The 20521-nt window shown below is 58.6% G+C and carries 12 protein-coding genes; 2 read left to right on the plus strand and 10 right to left on the minus strand.

What is annotated here, in order from left to right:
* Positions 1-4 precede the first annotated feature (4 nt).
* Positions 5-2398: a maltodextrin phosphorylase gene (gene malP, locus VPX56_RS21260; RefSeq protein WP_326468761.1), complete on the minus strand. Its 2394-nt coding sequence runs from the start codon at positions 2396-2398 to the stop codon at positions 5-7.
* Positions 2399-2972: 574 nt separating this feature from the next.
* Here malP and malT point away from each other — a divergent pair.
* On the plus strand, positions 2973-5678 hold the full coding sequence (malT, locus tag VPX56_RS21265) for an HTH-type transcriptional regulator MalT (protein ID WP_131635150.1): 2706 nt from the start codon (positions 2973-2975) through the stop codon (positions 5676-5678).
* A gap of 62 nt (positions 5679-5740) precedes the next feature.
* Here the strand turns inward: malT and VPX56_RS21270 are convergent, their stop codons facing one another.
* The 3 genes from VPX56_RS21270 to glpE are packed head-to-tail and all read right to left on the minus strand — an operon-like array spanning position 5741 to position 7726.
* On the minus strand, positions 5741-6499 hold the full coding sequence (locus VPX56_RS21270; RefSeq protein ID WP_131635151.1) for a DeoR/GlpR family transcriptional regulator: 759 nt from the start codon (positions 6497-6499) through the stop codon (positions 5741-5743).
* 16 nt (positions 6500-6515) lie between these two features.
* Positions 6516-7346 (minus strand): rhomboid family intramembrane serine protease GlpG, encoded by an 831-nt coding sequence (gene glpG, locus VPX56_RS21275; protein WP_263610877.1) that lies wholly within the window; start codon positions 7344-7346, stop codon positions 6516-6518.
* Positions 7347-7393: 47 nt separating this feature from the next.
* On the minus strand, positions 7394-7726 hold the full coding sequence (gene glpE, locus VPX56_RS21280) for a thiosulfate sulfurtransferase GlpE (protein WP_131635153.1): 333 nt from the start codon (positions 7724-7726) through the stop codon (positions 7394-7396).
* Positions 7727-8022: 296 nt separating this feature from the next.
* Here glpE and glpD point away from each other — a divergent pair, with 296 nt between their 5' ends.
* Positions 8023-9531 (plus strand): glycerol-3-phosphate dehydrogenase, encoded by a 1509-nt coding sequence (glpD, locus tag VPX56_RS21285; protein WP_131635154.1) that lies wholly within the window; start codon positions 8023-8025, stop codon positions 9529-9531.
* Positions 9532-9641: 110 nt separating this feature from the next.
* Here the strand turns inward: glpD and glgP are convergent, their stop codons facing one another.
* From glgP to asd, 6 genes are all read right to left on the minus strand, one after another.
* A complete protein-coding gene (gene glgP / locus VPX56_RS21290) occupies positions 9642-12089 on the minus strand; it encodes a glycogen phosphorylase (protein WP_131635155.1) in 2448 nt (815 codons plus the stop codon).
* Between the two features lie 18 nt (positions 12090-12107).
* Entirely contained in the window at positions 12108-13541 is a 1434-nt protein-coding gene (glgA, locus tag VPX56_RS21295) for a glycogen synthase GlgA (RefSeq protein ID WP_131635156.1), read from the minus strand.
* A complete protein-coding gene (gene glgC, locus VPX56_RS21300; RefSeq protein ID WP_263610876.1) occupies positions 13541-14836 on the minus strand; it encodes a glucose-1-phosphate adenylyltransferase in 1296 nt (431 codons plus the stop codon). Before glgC ends, glgA begins: the two co-directional genes overlap by 1 nt.
* Positions 14837-14853: 17 nt before the next feature.
* Entirely contained in the window at positions 14854-16827 is a 1974-nt protein-coding gene (glgX, locus tag VPX56_RS21305; protein WP_326468769.1) for a glycogen debranching protein GlgX, read from the minus strand.
* Positions 16824-19010, minus strand: a complete 2187-nt coding sequence (gene glgB, locus VPX56_RS21310; protein WP_326468771.1) for a 1,4-alpha-glucan branching enzyme — start codon at positions 19008-19010, stop codon at positions 16824-16826. The genes glgX and glgB overlap by 4 nt, the downstream gene beginning before the upstream one ends.
* A gap of 232 nt (positions 19011-19242) precedes the next feature.
* Positions 19243-20346, minus strand: a complete 1104-nt coding sequence (gene asd / locus VPX56_RS21315) for an aspartate-semialdehyde dehydrogenase (RefSeq protein WP_119937579.1) — start codon at positions 20344-20346, stop codon at positions 19243-19245.
* Positions 20347-20521: the final 175 nt, after the last annotated feature.

A 20521-nucleotide genomic window follows, 5' to 3' on the forward strand; every position in this document is an offset into this window, starting at 1 on the left:
TTCCTTAGCGTTTTGCCTGCCAGATACGGGACTGATAATCACGGATTGAGCGGTCAGAGCTGAACATACCGCAGCGCGCGGTGTTCAGAATGCACGCGCGGGTCCAGGCCTCCTGGTCGCGGTACAGCACGTCGACCTGCTTCTGCGCCTCAACGTAGGCCGCGAAGTCCGCCATCACCAGATACGGATCGCCGCCCTGTTTGCCCATGCTGTGCAGCATCTGGTCAAACGCATGCTTATCACCGTCGCTGTACTTACCGCTTTCCAGCTCTTTCAGCACCGCATCCAGCACGTTGTCTTTTTTACGCCATTTCACCGGGTCGTAGCCTTTGGCCTTGATGGCTTTCACTTCTTCAACAGTATGGCCGAAGATAAAGATGTTCTCCTCGCCGACCTTCTCGGCGATTTCGACGTTTGCACCGTCCAGCGTGCCGACGGTCAGCGCGCCGTTCAGCGCCAGCTTCATGTTGCCGGTACCGGACGCTTCTTTACCTGCCGTGGAGATCTGCTCGGAGATATCCGCCGCCGGGATCAGCATTTCAGCCGCAGAGACGCAGTAATCCGGCAGGAACACCACCTTCAGCTTGTCGCCCACTTTCGGATCGCTGTTGATCGCCGCCGCCACCTTATTGATGGCGAGGATAATGTTTTTCGCCAGGTAGTAGCCCGGCGCCGCTTTCGCACCGAACAGGAACACGCGCGGCACGCGGTCGGCCTGCGGGTTCTCGCGGATCTCTTTGTACAGCGCCAGAATGTGCAGCAGGTTCAGGTGCTGACGTTTGTACTCGTGCAGGCGTTTGATCTGGATGTCGAAAATCGCGTTCGGGTTGATCTCAATCCCGGTACGCACCTTCACGAACGCCGCCAGGCGAACCTTGTTCTCCAGCTTGATCGCGCGGTACTGCTCGCGGAACTTCGCGCTGTCAGCCTGTTTTTCCAGAGCAATCAGCTGATCCAGATCGTTGGCCCACTCTTTTTTCAGGGTTTTATCCAGCAGGCCGGCCAGCAGCGGGTTGCACTGCTTGATCCAGCGGCGCGGCGTGATGCCGTTGGTCACGTTATGGAACTTAGTCGGCCACAGCTGGTGGTATTCCGGGAACAGATCTTTCACCACCAGATCCGAGTGCAGCGCCGCCACACCGTTCACCGCGAAGCCGCTGACTACGCACATGTTCGCCATGCGCACCTGTTTATCATGCACGACCGCCAGCTTCGCCCACACGGCTTTGTCGCCCGGCCAGGTTTTATCCACCAGCACTTTAAACTGGTCGTTAATTTTATTGATAATCTGCATGTGGCGCGGCAGCAGCGTTTTCACCAGCTTCTCATCCCAGCACTCGAGCGCTTCCGGCATCAGGGTGTGGTTGGTGTAGGCAAAGGTACGGCTGGTGATGGCCCAGGCGTCGTCCCAGCTCAGCTGATGCTCGTCGATCAGCACGCGCAGCAGTTCGGGAATAGCAATGGTCGGGTGCGTGTCGTTGAGCTGAATCACTTCGAAGTCCGGCAGCTGCGCCAGCTTGCGGCCCGCCAGGTGATGGCGACGCAGAATATCCGCCACGGAGCAGGCGCACTGGAAGTACTGCTGCATCAGGCGCAGCTTCTTACCGGCCAGGTGGTTGTCGTTCGGGTAGAGGACTTTGGTCAGCTTCTCGGCGTCGATGCCCTGCTGCTCGGCGCGCAGGAAGTCGCCGTCGTTGAATTTGGTCAGGTTGAACGGATGCGCGTGCTTCGCCTGCCACAGGCGCAGAGGCTGCGACACGCCGTTGCGGTATCCGAGCACCGGCAGATCCCAGGCTTCACCGGTAATGGTAAACGCCGGTTCCCAAAGACCCTGCTTTGTGACCTTCCCGCCAATGCCGACATGCACGTCCAGCTGCGCGTTGTGGCGGAACCACGGGTAGGTATTGCGGTGCCAGTCGTCCGGCGCTTCCATCTGATGCCCGTCGGCGAACGACTGGCGGAACAGACCGTACTGATAGTTCAGGCCGTAGCCAATCGCCGACTGGCCGACGGTAGCCATAGAATCCAGGAAGCAGGCCGCCAGGCGTCCCAGACCACCGTTGCCCAGCGCCGGGTCAGTCTCTTCTTCCAGCAGGTCGGTCAGGTTAATGTCGTGTTCTTTGAGGACGTCACCGACGTCCTGATACCAGCCGAGGTTCAGCAGGTTGTTGCCGGTCAGACGGCCAATCAGGAATTCCATCGAAATGTAGTTCACGTGACGCTGGCCTTTAACAGGCTTCGCCACCGGCTGAGCGTCCAGTTGCTCTGCGAGCGCGCCGCTCACGGCCTGCCACCACTGGTGAGGCGTCATCTCGCTGGCGGCGTGAAGGCCAAAACGCTGCCACTGACGCGTCAGGGCAGCCTGGAATTGAGCTTTGTTGAAGGTAGGCTGTGACATAGGGGATCGGCATCCTTTAGAAAGAGAACACAAGTTAGCGCTAGTGTGCCTGGCTCATTTCGCCTCTTCCTCCTCCCGTGGGGGATTAGACAGGGAGGAGTAGCGGGGATGAGCATAAAAGTGTGATCGAGGCCACTCTGTGAGTGTGCACTGCGGAGGAAAAGTTATCCTGGAAGAGTGTCAAAAAAATGAAATGCGGTTTCGCAGGAAATTAATCCACGCTGAAATGATTACTTACGTAGAATAATATTTCTGCAACTGAGGATTACCCTGGAAGGCTATTAATCCCGCATAACTTTACCCAAACTTTATTAACTTTGACGTCACTATAACTTTCTGAAACCAGTTTCAGCGTAACCGCACTAAATGCATACAAACCAGCATCCACGCGGCGTGTGAGCCATTTTTAAAAAGTTCCACCCCGTACGGGAATGTTTTGTGACAGAGTGCAAATTCAGAGCCACAAAAGCCCGACATAACTTGCAATAGTTCCCTTATTGGCCGACCTTATATCTATTAATTACGAAGCGCAAAAAAAATAAATTCTCTCGTTCCCCACAGTGAAGTGAAAACTATGTTGATTCCGTCCAAATTAAGTCGCCCGGTTCGTCTTGACCATACGGTGGTCCGCGAGCGTCTGTTGGCTAAACTTTCCGGCGCGCATAATTTCCGACTGGCGCTGGTAACGAGTCCTGCAGGTTATGGAAAAACAACGCTCATTTCGCAATGGGCCGCAGGTAAAAGCGATCTTGGCTGGTACTCCCTCGACGAGGGCGATAACCAGCAAGAGCGTTTTGCCAGCTACCTGGTTGCTGCTATTCAGCAGGCAACTAACGGACACTGTGCCGCCAGTGAGGTGATGGTGCAGAAGCGCCAGTACGCCAGCCTGTCCTCCCTTTTCTCGCAGATTTTTATTGAGCTGGCGGAATGGCATCGCCCGCTGTACGTCGTCATTGATGATTATCATCTGATCACCAACCCGGCGATCCACGAGTCGATGCGCTTCTTCCTTCGCCATCAGCCGGAAAACCTGACGCTGGTCGTCCTGTCGCGCAACCTGCCGCAGCTGGGCATTGCCAACCTTCGCGTGCGCGATCAGCTGCTGGAAGTGGGCAGCCAACAGCTCGCGTTTACGCATCAGGAAGCCAAACAGTTCTTCGACTGCCGCCTGACCTCACCGATTGAGGCCGCCGAAAGCAGCCGCCTCTGCGATGACGTTGCGGGATGGGCCACCGCGCTGCAGCTTATCGCCCTTTCCGCGCGTCAGAATAACAGCCCAACGCACCAGTCCGCGCGCCGCCTGGCGGGCATTAACGCCAGCCACCTGTCAGATTATCTGGTGGATGAGGTACTGGACAGCGTCGATACTTCTACCCGCAATTTTCTGCTGAAAAGCTCTCTGCTGCGTTCCATGAACGATGCGCTGATCGTGCGCGTGACGGGCTGTGAAAACGGTCAGCTACAGCTCGAAGAGATAGAACGTCAGGGCCTTTTCCTGACCCGCATGGACGATCCCGGCGAGTGGTTTAGCTACCACCCGCTGTTTGGCAGCTTCCTGCGCCAGCGCTGTCAGTGGGAGCTGGCCGTCGAACTGCCGGAAATCCACCGCGCCGCCGCCGAAAGCTGGATGGCGCAAGGTTTCCCGAGCGAGGCTATCCACCACGCGCTGGCCGCCGGTGATGCCGGCATGCTGCGCGATATCCTCCTCAACCATGCGTGGGGGCTGTTTAACCACAGCGAACTGTCCCTGCTGGAAGAGTCATTAAAAGCCCTGCCGTGGGAGAGCCTGCTGGAGAACCCGCGCCTGGTGCTGCTGCAGGCCTGGCTGATGCAGAGCCAGCATCGCTACAGCGAAGTGAATACCCTGCTGGCGCGCGCCGAGCAGGAGATGGAAAGCGAAATGGATGTCACCCTGCACGGCGAGTTTAACGCCCTGCGCGCGCAGGTGGCGATTAACGATGGCGACCCGGACGAGGCAGAGCGCCTTGCCATGGTCGCGCTGGATGAGCTTCCGCTGGCCAACTTCTACAGCCGCATTGTGGCGACCTCGGTGCACGGTGAAGTGCTGCACTGCAAAGGCGATCTCACCCGTTCGCTTTCATTAATGCAGCAAACCGAACAGATGGCCCGTCGTCACGATGTCTGGCACTACGCGCTGTGGAGCCTGATCCAGCAGAGCGAGATTTTATTCGCGCAGGGCTTCCTGCAGGCCGCCTGGGAGAATCAGGAAAAAGCGTTCCAGCTGATTCGTGAACAGCATCTGGAACAGCTGCCGATGCACGAGTTTCTGTTGCGTATTCGCGCCCAGCTGCTGTGGGCATGGTCGCGCCTGGACGAAGCAGAAAGCTGCGCGCGTCAGGGGGTGGACGTCCTTTCCAGCTTCCAGCCGCAGCAGCAGCTGCAGTGCCTGGCGCTGCTGGTGCAGTGCTCGCTGGCGCGCGGGGATCTGGATAATGCCCGCAACCACCTGAACCGCCTGGAAAACCTGCTCGGCAACGGCCAGTATCACAGCGACTGGGTATCGAACGCCGACAAGGTCCGGGTGATTTACTGGCAAATGACCGGCGACAAAAAATCCGCCGCCAACTGGCTGCGCCAGACGCCAAAACCGGAATTTGCCAATAACCACTTCCTGCAGAGCCAGTGGCGCAATATTGCCCGCGTGCAGATCCTGCTGGGTGACTTCGAGCCTGCCGAGATCGTGCTTGAGGAGTTGAACGAAAACGCCCGCAGCCTGCGCCTGATGAGCGATCTGAACCGCAACCTGCTGCTGCTCAACCAGCTTTACTGGCAGGCGGGGCGCAAAAACGACGCCCAGCGCGTACTGCTGGAAGCACTCCAGCTCGCCAACCGCACCGGGTTTATCAGCCACTTTGTGATTGAAGGCGAAGTGATGGCGCAGCAGCTGCGCCAGCTTATTCAGCTCAACACGCTGCCGGAGCTGGATCAGCATCGCGCCCAGCGCATTCTGCGCGAAATTAACCAGCATCACCGCCACAAGTTTGCGCACTTCGATGAGAACTTCGTGGAACGTCTGCTGAACCATCCGGAAGTGCCGGAGCTTATCCGCACCAGCCCGCTCACCCAGCGTGAATGGCAGGTGCTGGGGCTGATCTATTCAGGCTATAGCAACGAGCAGATTGCCGGCGAGCTGGCGGTGGCGGCGACCACCATCAAAACGCATATCCGCAATCTGTATCAGAAGCTGGGCGTGGCGCACCGTCAGGATGCCGTGCTGCACGCGCAGCAATTATTGAAGATGATGGGGTACGGCGTTTAGGTTTTGTGCGGCCTGATGCCCTCACCCCGGCCCTCTCCCACAGGGAGAGGGAGAAAGGCTTCTCAACACAACTCTAACTGCACATTATTATCTTTAATCACCTGCATCACCCCTGCAGGCGGCGGTACGTCCGTATAGACCGCATCCACCATGCTGATGCTGCCCATGTTCACCATCGCGTTACGGCCAAACTTAGAGTGATCTACTACCAGCATCACGTGGCGTGAGTTTTCGATAATCGCGCGCTTGGTGCGCACCTCGTGGTAATCAAACTCCAGCAGGGAACCGTCGCTGTCGATGCCGCTGATCCCCAGAATGCCGAAGTCGAGGCGGAACTGGGAGATAAAATCGAGCGTCGCTTCGCCGATAATCCCGCCGTCGCGGCTGCGCAGCTCGCCGCCCGCGAGGATAATGCGGAAATCATCTTTTTGCATCAGGGTGTTGGCGACGTTCAGGTTGTTGGTCACCACGCGCAGGTTTTCGTGATCCAGCAGCGCATGGGCGACCGCTTCCGGCGTGGTGCCGATATCAATAAACAGCGTCGCGCCGTTCGGGATCTGGCTCGCCACTTTCCGGGCAATGCGCTCTTTCTCAGCCGTCTGCGTGGCCTTACGGTCGTGCCAGGAGGTGTTAACCGAGCTGGACGGCAGCGCCGCGCCGCCGTGGTGGCGAAGGATGCGGTTCTGATCGGCCAGGTCGTTCAGGTCGCGGCGAATGGTTTGCGGGCTGACGGCAAACTGCTCCACCAGCTCTTCGGTGCTGACGTATCCCTGCTTTTTAACCAGTTCGATAATGGCGTCATGACGCTGTGTTTGTTTCATGAAATATCCCTGGGAATTATGTTCGTTTCCGCGCATGGAGCGTGTCGGCAATCGCCATCGCCAGCCCCACGGCCAGCCCGGTAACGTGCGCACCGTTGGCGATAGACATACCAAACAGATCAAACCATCCGGCAATTAGCCATATTAACGCAAAGGTTATCAATCCGCGTTGCAGATAGATGCCGCTTTCCGGGTCGCGCTCGCCTCTGAGCCAGACGTAGCCCATCAGGGCATATACCACGCCGGACAATCCACCGAACCACGGACCGCTGAACTTGTGCTGAACGTAGCCGCTCAGCAGGGCGCTGATAACCGTAATGACGATCAGCTTGCCGCTGCCGAGACGCTTCTCAACGATACCGCCAAGATACCACCACCACAGCAGGTTAAAGAGGATATGCATGACCGAGAAGTGCATCAGCGCGTGGGAGAAGTAGCGCCAGACGTCAAAATCCAGCGACGGATCGTACGGCCACGCGAGGGCCATCATCACGCCCTGGTCGCCCACCACGTTCATAATAATGAAGACGATGATGCACGCCGCCATCAGCAGCAGCGTAAACGGCCCTGCACGTTCGCGGATGGTGGCAAGAAAGGGAAACCGGCTGTAGTGCAAACCGCTGCCGGTCTGCCCGGACTGCCAGCTTGCCGCCAGATAGCGCGGGTCGCCTGGGTTTTCAAGAAAACGCGCCAGCTCTTCGTTTACGCGCGCGGCCTGGCTCTCATCGGCCAGCCAGACGTCGGTCTGGTTATGTTGCTGAATCGTCAGAATAATGCCCTGCGTCGCCATATAGTCGACAAACGCTTGGGCGACGCGCGGGTTGGTAAAGGAGGTAATCATCAACATGGGCGGCGGTCGCTTATTTCCACACAAAAGGGGACAGTATAGCGGGATCAGCGCTCAAAAGCGTATTCCACTTCTGCCGGGAAATGACGATGCCAGGCATCGAAGCCGCCGTCGACGCTGTACACCGCGTCGTAGCCCTGCTGAAGCAGATACTGCGCCGCGCCTTTGCTGCTGTTGCCGTGGTAGCACATCACCAGCACCGGGGTGTCAAAGTCGTTATCGCGCATAAACGCGCCCAATGAGTCGTTGGTAAGATGAAACGCGCCCGGCGTGTGGCCCATCGCAAAGCTCTGCGGATCGCGGATGTCCACCAGCACCGCTTTTCCCTGATGCATCTTCTGGTGGGCTTCTTCTACGTTAATACATTCAAACTGATCCATGGTGTTCTCATCTTATATTCTGGTGTGGTGCGGTTTTCCCCCTCACCCCGGCCCTCTCCCCAAGGGGGCGAGGGAGCAAACCATTCCCTCTCCCCTCAGGGGAGAGGGTTAGGGTGAGGGGTGAAGTTTCACCGCACTATTTTACCCCGTAGTGTACGTCCTGGCGGCGGGTAAACGCCATTATGTTATCCATATCACTCTAAATTGTTTTTTTGATGTTACCAAAAGCGCGTTCCTTTGCTATTATGAGCGATATCGAACATTTCTGAGCTTTAACGAAAGTGCGTGAGGGTGTTATGGAAACCAAAGATCTGATTGTGATAGGCGGTGGCATCAACGGTGCCGGTATTGCGGTCGATGCCGCAGGACGCGGATTATCCGTACTGATGCTGGAAGCTAACGATCTCGCCTGCGCGACGTCGTCCGCCAGCTCCAAGCTGATTCACGGTGGCCTGCGCTACCTTGAACACTACGAATTCCGCCTGGTCAGCGAAGCGCTGGCCGAACGCGAAGTGCTGTTGAAAATGGCCCCGCATCTCGCGATCCCGATGCGCTTCCGCCTGCCCCATCGCCCGCACCTGCGTCCGGCGTGGATGATCCGCATCGGCCTGTTTATGTACGATCATCTGGGTAAACGCACCAGCCTGCCGGGTTCGAACGGTTTGCGTTTTGGCTCAGAATCGGTCCTTAAGCCTGAAATCGTGCGCGGTTTCGAATATTCCGACTGCTGGGTGGACGATGCCCGCCTGGTGCTGGCAAACGCACAGATGGTAGAGAAGAAAGGCGGCGAGGTGAAAACCCGTACCCGCGCGACCGCCGCGCGCCGTGAAAACGGCCTGTGGATTGTGGAAGCGGAAGACGTGGATACCGGCGAGAAGTTCAGCTGGAAAGCGCGCGGCCTGGTGAACGCCACCGGCCCGTGGGTGAAGCAGTTCTTCGACGACGGCATGCATCTGCCTTCGCCGTACGGCATTCGCCTGATCAAGGGCAGCCACATCGTGGTGCCGCGCGTGCATACCCAGAAGCAGGCCTACATTCTGCAGAACGAAGACAAGCGCATCGTGTTTGTGATCCCGTGGATGGACGAGTTCTCGATCATCGGCACTACCGACGTGGAGTACAAAGGCGATCCGAAGAACGTCGAGATCGACGAGAGCGAAGTGAACTACCTGCTGAAAGTGTATAACGCGCACTTCAAGAAACAGCTGGCGCGCGATGACGTGGTCTGGACCTACTCCGGCGTGCGTCCGCTGTGCGATGACGAGTCTGACTCACCGCAGGCCATCACCCGCGACTATACGCTTGATATTCACGACGTAGACGGCCAGGCGCCGCTGCTGTCGGTTTTCGGCGGCAAGCTCACCACCTACCGCAAGCTGGCCGAGCACGCGCTGGAAAAACTGGCGCCGTACTACAAAGGCATCGGCCCGGCGTGGACCAAAGGCGCGGTTCTGCCCGGCGGTGATATTGGTAATAACCGCGACGATTACGCCGCGAAGCTGCGCCGTCGCTTCCCGTTCATTACCGAAGGGATGGCGCGCCACTACGCCCGCACCTACGGCAGCAATACCGAGCTGTTCCTGAACGAAGCGAAAGAGATTGCGGATCTGGGCGAGCATTTCGGCCACGAGCTGTACGAAGCCGAGCTGCGTTACCTGGTAGAGCACGAGTGGGTTCGTCGTCTGGACGATGCTATCTGGCGTCGTACCAAAGAAGGGATGTGGCTCAACGCCGAGCAGCAGTCTCGCGTGGCGCAGTGGTTGCAGCAGCATGCGGGAAAGCGTGAATTGTCGCTGGCGTCGTAATGCGATCGGTGCGGGCTGATGCCCCCTCACCCTAACCCTCTCCCCGAAGGGGAGAGGGGACTTTAACACCCTCTCCCCTTCGGGGAGAGGGCTGGGGTGAGGGGTTGTTTTTACAACCGCACCGGATCAATATGCCAAATGTTCTCGGCATACTCTTTGATGGTCCTGTCCGACGAGAAATACCCCATATTGGCGATGTTATACATCGCGGCGCTGGTCCACTTCTCCTGCTGACGGTACAGCTCGTCGACCCTGTCCTGACAATCAACATAGCTACGGTAATCCGCCAGCACCTGATAGTGATCGCCAAAGTTAATCAGCGAATCCACCAGGTCACGATAGCGCCCCGGCTCGTCAGGATTAAACAGACCCGTCGCGATTTGCGTCAGCACCTGGCGTAGCTCTTCATCCTCTTCGTAATACTCACGCGGCGAGTAGCCCTTCGCGCGCAACGCCTCCACCTCTTCCGTGGTATTCCCGAAGATAAAGATGTTTTCCTCGCCTACGTGCTCCAGCATCTCGACGTTCGCCCCGTCCAGCGTGCCGATGGTCAGCGCGCCGTTGAGGGCAAACTTCATGTTGCTGGTGCCGGACGCTTCCGTACCCGCCGTTGAAATCTGCTCGGAGAGATCTGCCGCCGGAATGATCAGCTGCGCCAGGCTCACGCTGTAGTTCGGGATGAACACCACCTTCAGCCTGTCACCAATGTCCGGATCGGTGTTCACCACCTTCGCCACGTCGTTAATCAGGTGAATGATGTGCTTCGCCATGTAGTAGGCAGACGCCGCCTTACCGGCAAAGATCTTCACGCGCGGCACCCAGTCGGCCGTCGGATCGGCCTTGATGCGGTTGTAGTGGGTGATCACGTGCAGCACGTTCATCAGCTGGCGCTTGTACTCGTGTATGCGCTTGATCTGGACGTCAAACAGCGCTTTCGGGTTCGCCACCACGTTCAGATGCATAGCAAGCCAGACCGCGAGACGTTTTTTGTTCAGCAGCTTGGCTTCCCGCACGGCTTTGTTCACGGTCGGGAAATCGATATGCTGCTCAAGCTCGCTCAGCTGACCCAAGTCGGTACGCCAGGTGCGCCCGATATTTGCATCCAGCACTTCTGACAGCGGCTTGTTTGCCAACGCCAGCCATCGGCGCGGCGTGACGCCGTTCGTCACGTTGCAGAAGCGCGTCGGGAAGATCTTCGCGAAGTCCGCAAACAGCGACTGCACCATCAGGTTCGAGTGGAGTTCGGAGACGCCGTTGACCTTGTGGCTGATCACCACCGCCAGCCAGGCCATGCGCACCCGGCGACCGTTTGATTCATCAATGATGGACGCGCGGCTCAGCAGCCCGGTATCGTTCGGGTACTGCTCCTGCAATGTCTTAAGGAAGTAGTCGTTGATCTCGAAGATGATCTGCAGGTGGCGCGGCAGAATTTTGCCGAGCATGTCCACCGGCCAGGTCTCCAGCGCTTCGCTCATCAGGGTGTGGTTGGTGTAAGAGAACACCTGGCAGGTCACTTCAAACGCCTCGTCCCAGCTGAACTTATGCTCGTCGATCAGCAGGCGCATCAGCTCGGGGATCGAGAGCACCGGATGGGTATCGTTGAGGTGAATAGCCGTTTTTTCTGCGAGGTTGGCGTAGGTTTTGTGCAGCTGATGGTGGCGGCTGAGGATGTCCTGAATGGTCGCGGAGACGAGGAAATACTCCTGGCGCAGGCGCAGCTCGCGGCCTGAGTAGGTCGAATCGTCCGGATACAGCACGCGGGAGACGTTCTCGGAGTGGTTTTTATCTTCCACCGCCGCGAAGTAGTCGCCCTGATTAAATTTACCGAGGTTGATCTCGCTGCTGGCCTGGGCGTTCCACAGGCGCAGGGTATTGGTCGCGTCGGTGTCGTAGCCCGGGATAATCTGGTCATAGGCCACCGCGAGGATCTCTTCGGTTTCTACCCAGCGGGATTTTTTGCCTTCCTGCTGAATACGCCCGCCAAAACGCACCTTATAGCGCGTGTTGTGGCGCTTGAACTCCCAGGGGTTGCCGTATTCGAGCCAGTAGTCCGGGGACTCTTTCTGGCGACCGTCGACGATGTTCTGCTTGAACATGCCGTAGTCGTAGCGGATACCGTACCCGCGGCCCGGCAGCGCCAGCGTCGCCAGCGAGTCGAGGAAGCAGGCCGCAAGACGCCCCAGGCCGCCGTTACCCAGGCCCGGGTCGTTCTCTTCGTCAATCAGCTCTTCTAAGTCCAGCCCCATCTCTTCCAGCGCGGTTTTGACGTCGTCGTAGATACCGAGCGACAGCAGGGCGTTAGAGAGCGTGCGGCCAATCAAAAACTCCATCGACAGGTAGTAAACCTGCCGCGTTTCCTGCGAAAGCTGGGCGCGGTTAGAGCGCAGCCAGCGTTCGACCATGCGGTCACGCACCGCAAACAGGGTGGCGTTTAGCCACTCGTGTTTGTTGGCGATAACCGGATCTTTCCCGATGGTAAACATCAGCTTATAGGCGATGGAGTGCTTTAACGCCTCAACGCTGAGCGTGGGTGAGGAGTAGCTAAAAGGTGCATTCATATCAGTAACTTCGCCTCGTTACATCAAGCGTTGATAAAGGTCGCGGTAGGACTGCGCCGCAACGTGCCAGCTAAAGTCCATCGCCATCGCCTGACGCTGTACGTAACGCCACAGGGATGGACGGGACCACAAGACGAACGCACGCCGAATCGCACGAAGCAGCGACCAGGCATTACTGTCCTCAAAGACAAACCCGCTGGCGATACCGTCCGCCAGGTTTTCCAGAGAGCTATCGGACACCGTATCCGCCAGCCCGCCCGTGCGGCGCACCAGCGGCAGCGTGCCGTACTTCAGGCCATAGAGCTGCGTCAGGCCGCAGGGCTCGAAGCGGCTCGGCACCAGAATAACGTCCGCGCCGCCCATGATGCGGTGCGAGAACGCCTCGTGATAGCCAATCTGCACGCCCACCTGCCCCGGATGTTCCGCGGCCGCGGCGAGGAAACCTTCCTGCAGCACCGGATCGCCCGCACCGAGCAGCGCCAGCTGCCCGCCCTGCTCCAGTAAACCGGGCAGCGCCTCCAGCACCAGATCCAGCCCCTTCTGGCTGGTCAGGCGGCTGACCACCGCAAACAGCGGCACCTTGTCGTTAACCTTCAGCCCCATCGCAATCTGCAGCTGGCGTTTGTTTTCGGCTTTGTCTTCCACCGAATCGCGGCCGTAGCGCGCGGCCAGCAGAAGATCGGTTTCCGGGCTCCAGATCTGCTCATCCACGCCGTTCAGAATGCCCGACAGGCGGCCTTCACGGTGGCGCTGCTGCAACAGCCCTTCCAGACCGTAGCCAAACTCCGGCTGGGTGATTTCACGCGCGTAGGTTGGGCTCACCGCCGTAATGTGATCGGCGTAGTAAATCCCCGCCTTCAGGAACGAGATCTGTCCATTAAACTCCAGCCCGTGCATGTTATAGAACGACCATGGCAGATCGATGTCATTCATATGATGGGCGTAGTACATCCCCTGATACGCCAGGTTGTGTACCGTGAACACTGATTTGGCCGGGTGACCTTTCGCCGCCAGATACGCGGGCGCAAGGCCAGCATGCCAGTCGTGGGCATGCACCACGTTGGGTCGCCAGAACGGATCCAGCCCGACGGCCATCTCCGCCCCGACCCAGCCCAGCAGCGCAAAGCGCAGCACGTTGTCCGTGTAGGCGAACAGGTTGGTATCGTGGTACGGGCTCCCCGGTCGATCGTAAAGGTGTGGGGCATCGATCAGGTAGATGCCAACGCCGTTGTAGTGTCCAAACAGCAGGGTGATACGTCCGGCGAACGTTTCACGGCGCGTCACGACCTTTGCATCAGGTATTCCGCGCCGGATATCCGGAAAGGCGGGCAACAGAACTCGGGTATCCACGCCTCCGGCAATTTGCGCCGCCGGTAATGCCCCCAGAACATCCGCCAGACCGCCCGTTTTCAACAACGGGAACATCTCAGAACATACGTGTAAAACCTGCATCATCGCTCCTGTTTGATCTGCAGCTTCCGCAACATTTCCCGTGTGACTAACACGATCCCCTCTTCAGAACGGTAGAAACGACGTGCGTCTTCTTCCGCGTTTTCACCAATCACCATTCCTTCAGGAATGACGCAGGCGCGGTCGATTACGCAGCGACGCAGACGACACGAGCGCCCTACCCACACATCCGGCAGCAGGACCGCCGAGTCGATATTACAGAATGAATTTACGCGCACGCGCGGGAACAGGACGGACTGCACCACCACCGATCCGGAGATAATGCACCCGCCGGACACCAGCGAGTTCAGCGTCATGCCGTGGCTGCCGGAGCGGTCCTGCACGAACTTCGCGGGCGGCAGCGATTCCATATGGGTACGAATCGGCCAGTTCTGGTCGTACATATCCAGTTCAGGCGTGACGGACGCGAGGTCGAGGTTTGCTTTCCAGTACGCCTCCAGCGTCCCCACGTCGCGCCAGTAAGGTTCCGCATTCGGGTCAGACTGCACGCAGGACAGCGGGAAGGGATGTGCATACGCCATGCCAGCTTTGGTGATTTTCGGGATGATGTCTTTACCGAAGTCGTGGCTGGAGTTTTCGTCTTTGTCATCGTCTTCCAGCAGCTCATAAAGGTAATCTGCATCAAAGACATAGATCCCCATGCTGGCGAGCGATTTGGTGTCATCTCCCGGCATGGTCGGCGGGTTCGCCGGTTTTTCGACGAAGTCGATGATTTTGTCATCGGTATCCACGTGCATCACGCCAAACGCCGTCGCCTCGGCAACGGGCACCGGCAGACACGCCACGGTGCAGCGCGCCCCTTTTTCGACGTGGTCGATGAGCATGTGGGAGTAGTCTTGCTTGTAGATGTGATCCCCGGCGAGGATCACGATGTATTCCGCGCTGTAGCGGCGAATGATGTCGAGGTTCTGGGTCACCGCATCCGCCGTGCCGCGATACCAGTTTTCCCCGTGAACGCGCTGCTGCGCAGGCAGGAGGTCGACGAACTCGTTCATCTCTTCGCTGAAAAATGACCAGCCGCGCTGGATGTGCTGCACCAGGGTGTGCGACTGATACTGCGTAATGACGCCAATGCGGCGAATGCCTGAGTTCAGGCAGTTGGAGAGTGCAAAGTCGATGATGCGAAACTTACCACCAAAGTGAACGGCCGGCTTGGCGCGCTTGATGGTTAAATCCTTCAGACGGGTACCACGCCCGCCCGCGAGTATCAGGGCAACAGTTTTTAATGGTAGCTGGCGCGCCAACATTAACGGATCGTTCTTCTCTAATCTAACCATGACTAACTCCTTTTTTATCATCTTTGGAATACGCACACTCCGTGCGCAGGCCCGTGCCAGACAGCCATAACTACCGGATTATCCGCTCCGGCAAAGGGGGGAACGGCTCGCCACTCCCCGTCAGGTAAAACAATCTCTGCGACGTCGTCCGTCGCGTTCAGCGTCACCAGCCACCTATCCGAGAGCAGGATTTGCAGGCAGGTTATGCCGTGTTGCCACTCTTGCGCGCTCAACGATTGCGCGTCTTTATTCAGCCAGCGAACGTTGCCATCGCCCTCCTCCCACCAGCCGTCGGCGGTAAGGGCAGGGATTTGCTGGCGAAGGTGGATCAGCGCCGCGGTAAAATGGGTTAACCCGCTGTTCGCTTCCCCCCAGTCGAGCCAGGTTAAGGTGTTATCCTGGCAATAGGCGTTGTTGTTACCGTGCTGGCTATGGCCGTGTTCATCGCCCGCCAGCAGCATCGGCGTGCCCTGCGACAACAACAGCGTCGTCAGCAGCGCGTGTACGCTGTCGCGTCGCCGCTCGATAACGTCGAGGCTTCCGCCTAACCCTTCTATACCATGGTTAAAGCTATGGTTATTGTTAGTCCCATCGCGATTCTCCTCGCCGTTTGCCTCATTGTGTTTCTGATTGAAACAAACGCAGTCGCGCAGCGTAAAACCGTCGTGCGCCGTCACCAGATTGATGGTGGCCGACGGACGTTTGCCGTCGCGCTTAAAGAGATCGGCTGAACCGGCAAAGCGTCCGGCGAATTCGCCTAACGACAGATCCCGCGCCAGCCAGAAGCGGCGGATGGCATCCCGGTAGCGATCGTTCCATTCGGCAAACAGCGGCGGGAAATTCCCCACCTGATAACCGCCCTCACCGATGTCCCACGGCTCCGCGATCAGCTTCACCTGAGAGAGCACCGGACAGTTTTTGATGGCTTCAAACAGCGGCGCCTGCTGGCTAAACGCCGGCGTGCGCCCCATCACCGGCGCCAGGTCGAACCGAAAACCGTCCACGTGGAAGGTTTCTACCCAGTATTTCAGGCATTCATACGCGTAGTGCGATACCGCCGGATGGCTGAGATTCAGCGTGTTACCGCAGCCGGTCCAGTTGTAGTAATCGCCATCCTCCCTGATCCAATAATAGCTACGGTTATCAATTCCGCGCTGCGAGAGCGTCGGGCCGTCAAGATCGCTTTCCGCGCTGTGGTTCAATACCACGTCCAGAATGACCTCAATGCCCGCCGCGTGGAGTGCTTTTACCGCATCGCGAAACTCGTCCCGCGCCTTCTCGGGATGAACCGCATAGCGCGGATCGAGGGCGAACATCGCCAGCGGGTTATACCCCCAGTAGTTGCTCAGCCCCAGGCGCAGCAGGCGGGGTTCGCTGGCGAAATGGGCCACGGGCAGCAGCTCCAGCGCGGTGATACCCAAATGCTTCAGGTAGGCGACCATCGTCGGATGCCCGAGCGCCTTATAGGTGCCGCGCATCTCTTTGGGGATCGACGGGTGCAGGTACGTCAGCCCCTTCACATGCGCTTCGTAAATGACGGTGTTGCCCCACGGCGTGCGCGGCGGGGCATCGTCCTCCCAGTCGTAGAGGTCGTTCACCACCACGCTTTTTGGCGCGAGCGGCGCGCTGTCGCGGTGGTCGGGTTCACCGTAGCCGACGTGGAAGATGGGATCGTCCTTAAACTCGCCGTCCACGCGGTGCGCGCACGGATCGATCAGCAGCTTCGCCGGGTTAAACCAGTGCCCCTGCGAAGGCTGCCACGGGCCGTGAACGCGAAAGCCGTAGTGCATTCCCGGCCGACCGCCGGACAGGTAGCCGTGCCAGGTATCCCCGGTGCGTTCGGGTAAATCGTAACGGTGCTCGTTACCTTCCCCGTCAAACACGCAGAGTTCTACCCGCTCCGCATGGGCTGAAAACAGGGTGAAGTTCACCCCCTTTCCGTCAAAGCTTGCCCCGAGCGGTTCGGGTTTACCTGCCGTGAGCTGCGTCATTCCCCCTCCCGCACCAGCCAGATGGTGCTCAGCGGCGGCAGCGTCAGGCTCAGGGAATTCGGTCGCCCGTGGCTTTCGATCGCATCGCTCTGCACAAGCCCGCCGTTACCCGCATTGCTGCCGTGGTAGTGCATGGAATCGGTATTGAGGATTTCGCGCCATTTCCCCGGCTGGTTGATGCCGAAGCGGTAATGTTCGCGCGGCACCGGCGTGAAGTTGCTGGCAACGATAATTTCATTGCCAGCCTTATCCCGGCGTACAAAGACAAACACCGAGCGCTGGTGGTCGTCCACCACCAGCCATTCAAAGCCGTACGGGTCAAAATCTAGTTCGTGCAGCGCTTTGTGGTGGCGATAGGTCAGGTTGAGGTCGCGCACCAGGCGCTGCACGCCGTGGTGCCAGTTGTCGCCGCCTTCCAGCAGGTGCCAGTCGAGGCTGGTATCGTGGTTCCACTCGCGGCCCTGCGCGAACTCGTTGCCCATAAACAGCAGCTTCTTGCCGGGGAAAGCGAACAGCCAGCCGTAGTAGGCGCGCAGGTTGGCAAACTTCTGCCACGCGTCGCCCGGCATCCGGTCGAGGATGGATTTTTTGCCGTGCACCACTTCATCGTGCGACAGCGGCAGCATGAAGTTTTCGGTGTAGTTATAGAGCAGCCCGAAGGTGAGCTTGTCGTGGTGATACTGGCGGTGAACCGGGTCGAGCTTCATGTAGTCGAGGGTGTCGTGCATCCAGCCCAGGTTCCACTTGTACCAGAAGCCCAGGCCGCCCATTGACGGTGGACGCGAGACGCCGGGGAAGTCGGTGGACTCTTCCGCCATGGTCACGGCGCCTTCCACCTGCTCGCCGAGAATGCGGTTGGTGTTGCGCAGGAACTCTATCGCTTCGAGATTCTCACGGCCGCCAAACTCGTTGGGGATCCACTCCCCCTCTTTACGGCTGTAGTCGCGGTAGATCATCGACGCCACCGCATCGACGCGCAGGGCATCAATGCCGAAGCGCTCGATCCAGTACAGCGCGTTGCCCACCAGGTAGTTTGTCACTTCACGGCGACCGTAGTTGTAGATCAGCGTGTTCCAGTCCTGGTGATAGCCTTCGCGCGGGTCGCTGTGCTCGTACAGCTTCGTGCCGTCGAACTCTGCCAGCGCAAAATCATCGGACGGGAAATGGCCCGGCACCCAGTCGAGGATGACGTTCAGCCCGGCGGCGTGGGCGGCGTTGATGAAGTAGCGGAAGTCGTCACGCGTGCCGAAGCGGCGCGTCGGGGCATAGAGCCCGGTTGGCTGATAGCCCCAGCTCCCGTCAAACGGGTGTTCGTTGACCGGCAGCAGCTCCAGATGGGTAAAGCCCATCCATTTTGCGTACGGCACCAGCTGGTCTGCCAACTCGCGATAGCTGAGCCAGAAGTTGTTGTCGGTGTGGCGGCGCCACGACCCGAGGTGAACCTCATAGACGGAGATCGGCGCGTCGAAGCGGTTGGCCTGCTTGCGCTCCTCGCTCTGCACGACCTTTTCCGGCAGGCCGCAGATCAGCGACGCGGTCTCCGGGCGCATCTGCGCTTCGAAGGCGTACGGATCGGCCTTGATGCGCAGCTTGCCGTGGGCGTCGATCATCTCGAATTTATACAGCTGGCCGTTGTGCGCGCCGGGGATAAACAGCTCCCAGATGCCGGTTTCACGGCGCAGGCGCATCGGGTGACGGCGACCGTCCCAGTAGTTGAACTGCCCGACGACCGAGACGCGCTGGGCGTTCGGTGCCCACACGGAGAACCGCGTGCCGGTGATACCGTCCATGGTATCGGCATGCGCGCCAAGCGTTTCATAGGGGCGCAGGTGGGTGCCTTCGGACAGCAGCCAGGCGTCCATCTCCTTCAGGAGCGGGCCAAAGCTGTAGGGATCGTCAATCAGGTTCTGCTGGCCGTGCCAGATAACGGCAAGCTGGTAGCGAAAAGGGTTTTTACGGCGGGGCATGACGCCCGAGAAGAAGCCACGGGAATCGAGGCATTCCAGGTTGCCGACCTTGCGGCCGGTTTTGGGTTCAATCACCCAGACTTCTGTGGCATCCGGCAGCAGCGCCCGAACTTCCAGTCCGGCCTCCGTACGGTGCATCCCTAGCACAGAAAAGGGGTCGGCAAAATGACCCGCAATAAGCGCATTAATCACGTCTCTATCCACACGATCGGACATGGTATTCATCCTGTTTTTTATGTCGCCCTTATTAAGCGCCTGGGACGACTTTAATGTGACCTGAACGGGCATCCACTCAGCCCCGTCCTAACCTCAGGTAAGAAACAAATCTTCCTTAAAGCATAGCCAACGCTCTACATGACTCCTGATAAAAAATAAGACATCCGCGTGTTACTCCATGTAGTACGCAAAAAAAGGGGGTGAAAATCACCCCCGGTATGTAAGCAAATTATTACGCTAGCTGGCGCAGCATGCGGCGCAGCGGCTCGGCGGCGCCCCACAGGAGCTGGTCACCGACGGTGAACGCGGAGAGGTACTCCGGCCCCATGTTCAGCTTGCGCAGGCGGCCAACGGGGGTGGTCAGCGTGCCGGTGACGGCAGCCGGGGTCAGTTCGCGCATGGTGATATCGCGATCGTTTGGCACCACTTTCGCCCACGGGTTGTGCGCGGCCAGCAGCTCTTCCACGGTCGGAATAGACACATCTTTTTTCAGTTTAATGGTGAAGGCCTGGCTATGGCAGCGCAGCGCACCGATGCGCACGCACAGTCCGTCAACCGGGATCGCCGACGCGGTGTTGAGGATTTTGTTGGTCTCAGCCTGGCCCTTCCACTCTTCGCGGGTCTGGCCGTTGTCCAGCTGTTTGTCGATCCACGGGATCAGGCCACCGGCTAGCGGTACGCCGAAGTTGTCTACCGGCAGCTCGCCGCTGCGGGTCAACTGGGTGACTTTACGCTCGATATCGAGGATTGCAGACGCCGGGTTTGCCAGCTCGGCTGCGACGCTCTGGTGCAGCTGGCCCATCTGGGTCAGCAGCTCGCGCATGTGGCGCGCGCCGCCGCCGGACGCGGCCTGGTAGGTCGCCACGGAGACCCACTCCACCAGATCCTGCGCGAACAGGCCGCCCAGGGACATCAGCATCAGGCTAACGGTACAGTTGCCGCCGACAAAGGTTTTCACGCCGTTGTTCAGGCCGTCGGTGATGACGCCCTGGTTAACCGGGTCGAGAATGATGATGGCATCGTCTTTCATGCGCAGCGAAGAGGCCGCGTCAATCCAGTAGCCCTGCCAGCCGCTTTCACGCAGCTTTGGATAGATTTCGTTGGTATAATCGCCGCCCTGGCACGTGACAATAATGTCGAGTGCCTTCAGCGCTTCCAGATCGTAAGCATCCTGCAACGTGCCTGTGGTACCACCAAAGGACGGTGCAGCCTGGCCGAGCTGGGAAGTGGAGAAGAAGACCGGGCGGATAGCGTCGAAATCGCGCTCTTCAACCATGCGTTGCATGAGTACAGAGCCGACCATACCGCGCCAGCCGATAAAACCAACGTTTTTCATAGCATTTATTTCCTGCAGAGGGTGTGTGCTGTTTGTGCAAGCCAGTATTGAACTGGGATATGCTTCACATTACAAAATGCTGCCAAAGTCGCAAGCGAAATTAATCGATGATTGCCCGGCAATCAGAAATACAGCTAATCATCATAATAACCATAGAGAGTTTCAGGGATAATTT

Origin of the sequence: Enterobacter wuhouensis (assembly GCF_035835995.1) — a bacterium.
Classification (GTDB): Bacteria; Pseudomonadota; Gammaproteobacteria; order Enterobacterales; family Enterobacteriaceae; genus Enterobacter; species Enterobacter wuhouensis.

What these genes read in the sequence shown, in the direction of transcription:
- malP (WP_326468761.1), bottom strand. Translation starts at nt 2,398, where the DNA reads ATGTCACAGCCTACCTTCAACAAAGCTCAATTCCAGGCTGCCCTGACG.
- glgC (WP_263610876.1), bottom strand. Translation starts at nt 14,836, where the DNA reads ATGGTTAGATTAGAGAAGAACGATCCGTTAATGTTGGCGCGCCAGCTA.
- VPX56_RS21270 (WP_131635151.1), bottom strand. Translation starts at nt 6,499, where the DNA reads ATGAAACAAACACAGCGTCATGACGCCATTATCGAACTGGTTAAAAAG.
- glgA (WP_131635156.1), bottom strand. Translation starts at nt 13,541, where the DNA reads ATGCAGGTTTTACACGTATGTTCTGAGATGTTCCCGTTGTTGAAAACG.
- glpE (WP_131635153.1), bottom strand. Translation starts at nt 7,726, where the DNA reads ATGGATCAGTTTGAATGTATTAACGTAGAAGAAGCCCACCAGAAGATG.
- malT (WP_131635150.1), top strand. Translation starts at nt 2,973, where the DNA reads ATGTTGATTCCGTCCAAATTAAGTCGCCCGGTTCGTCTTGACCATACG.
- glgX (WP_326468769.1), bottom strand. Translation starts at nt 16,827, where the DNA reads ATGACGCAGCTCACGGCAGGTAAACCCGAACCGCTCGGGGCAAGCTTT.
- glgP (WP_131635155.1), bottom strand. Translation starts at nt 12,089, where the DNA reads ATGAATGCACCTTTTAGCTACTCCTCACCCACGCTCAGCGTTGAGGCG.
- glpD (WP_131635154.1), top strand. Translation starts at nt 8,023, where the DNA reads ATGGAAACCAAAGATCTGATTGTGATAGGCGGTGGCATCAACGGTGCC.
- glpG (WP_263610877.1), bottom strand. Translation starts at nt 7,346, where the DNA reads ATGTTGATGATTACCTCCTTTACCAACCCGCGCGTCGCCCAAGCGTTT.
- glgB (WP_326468771.1), bottom strand. Translation starts at nt 19,010, where the DNA reads ATGTCCGATCGTGTGGATAGAGACGTGATTAATGCGCTTATTGCGGGT.
- asd (WP_119937579.1), bottom strand. Translation starts at nt 20,346, where the DNA reads ATGAAAAACGTTGGTTTTATCGGCTGGCGCGGTATGGTCGGCTCTGTA.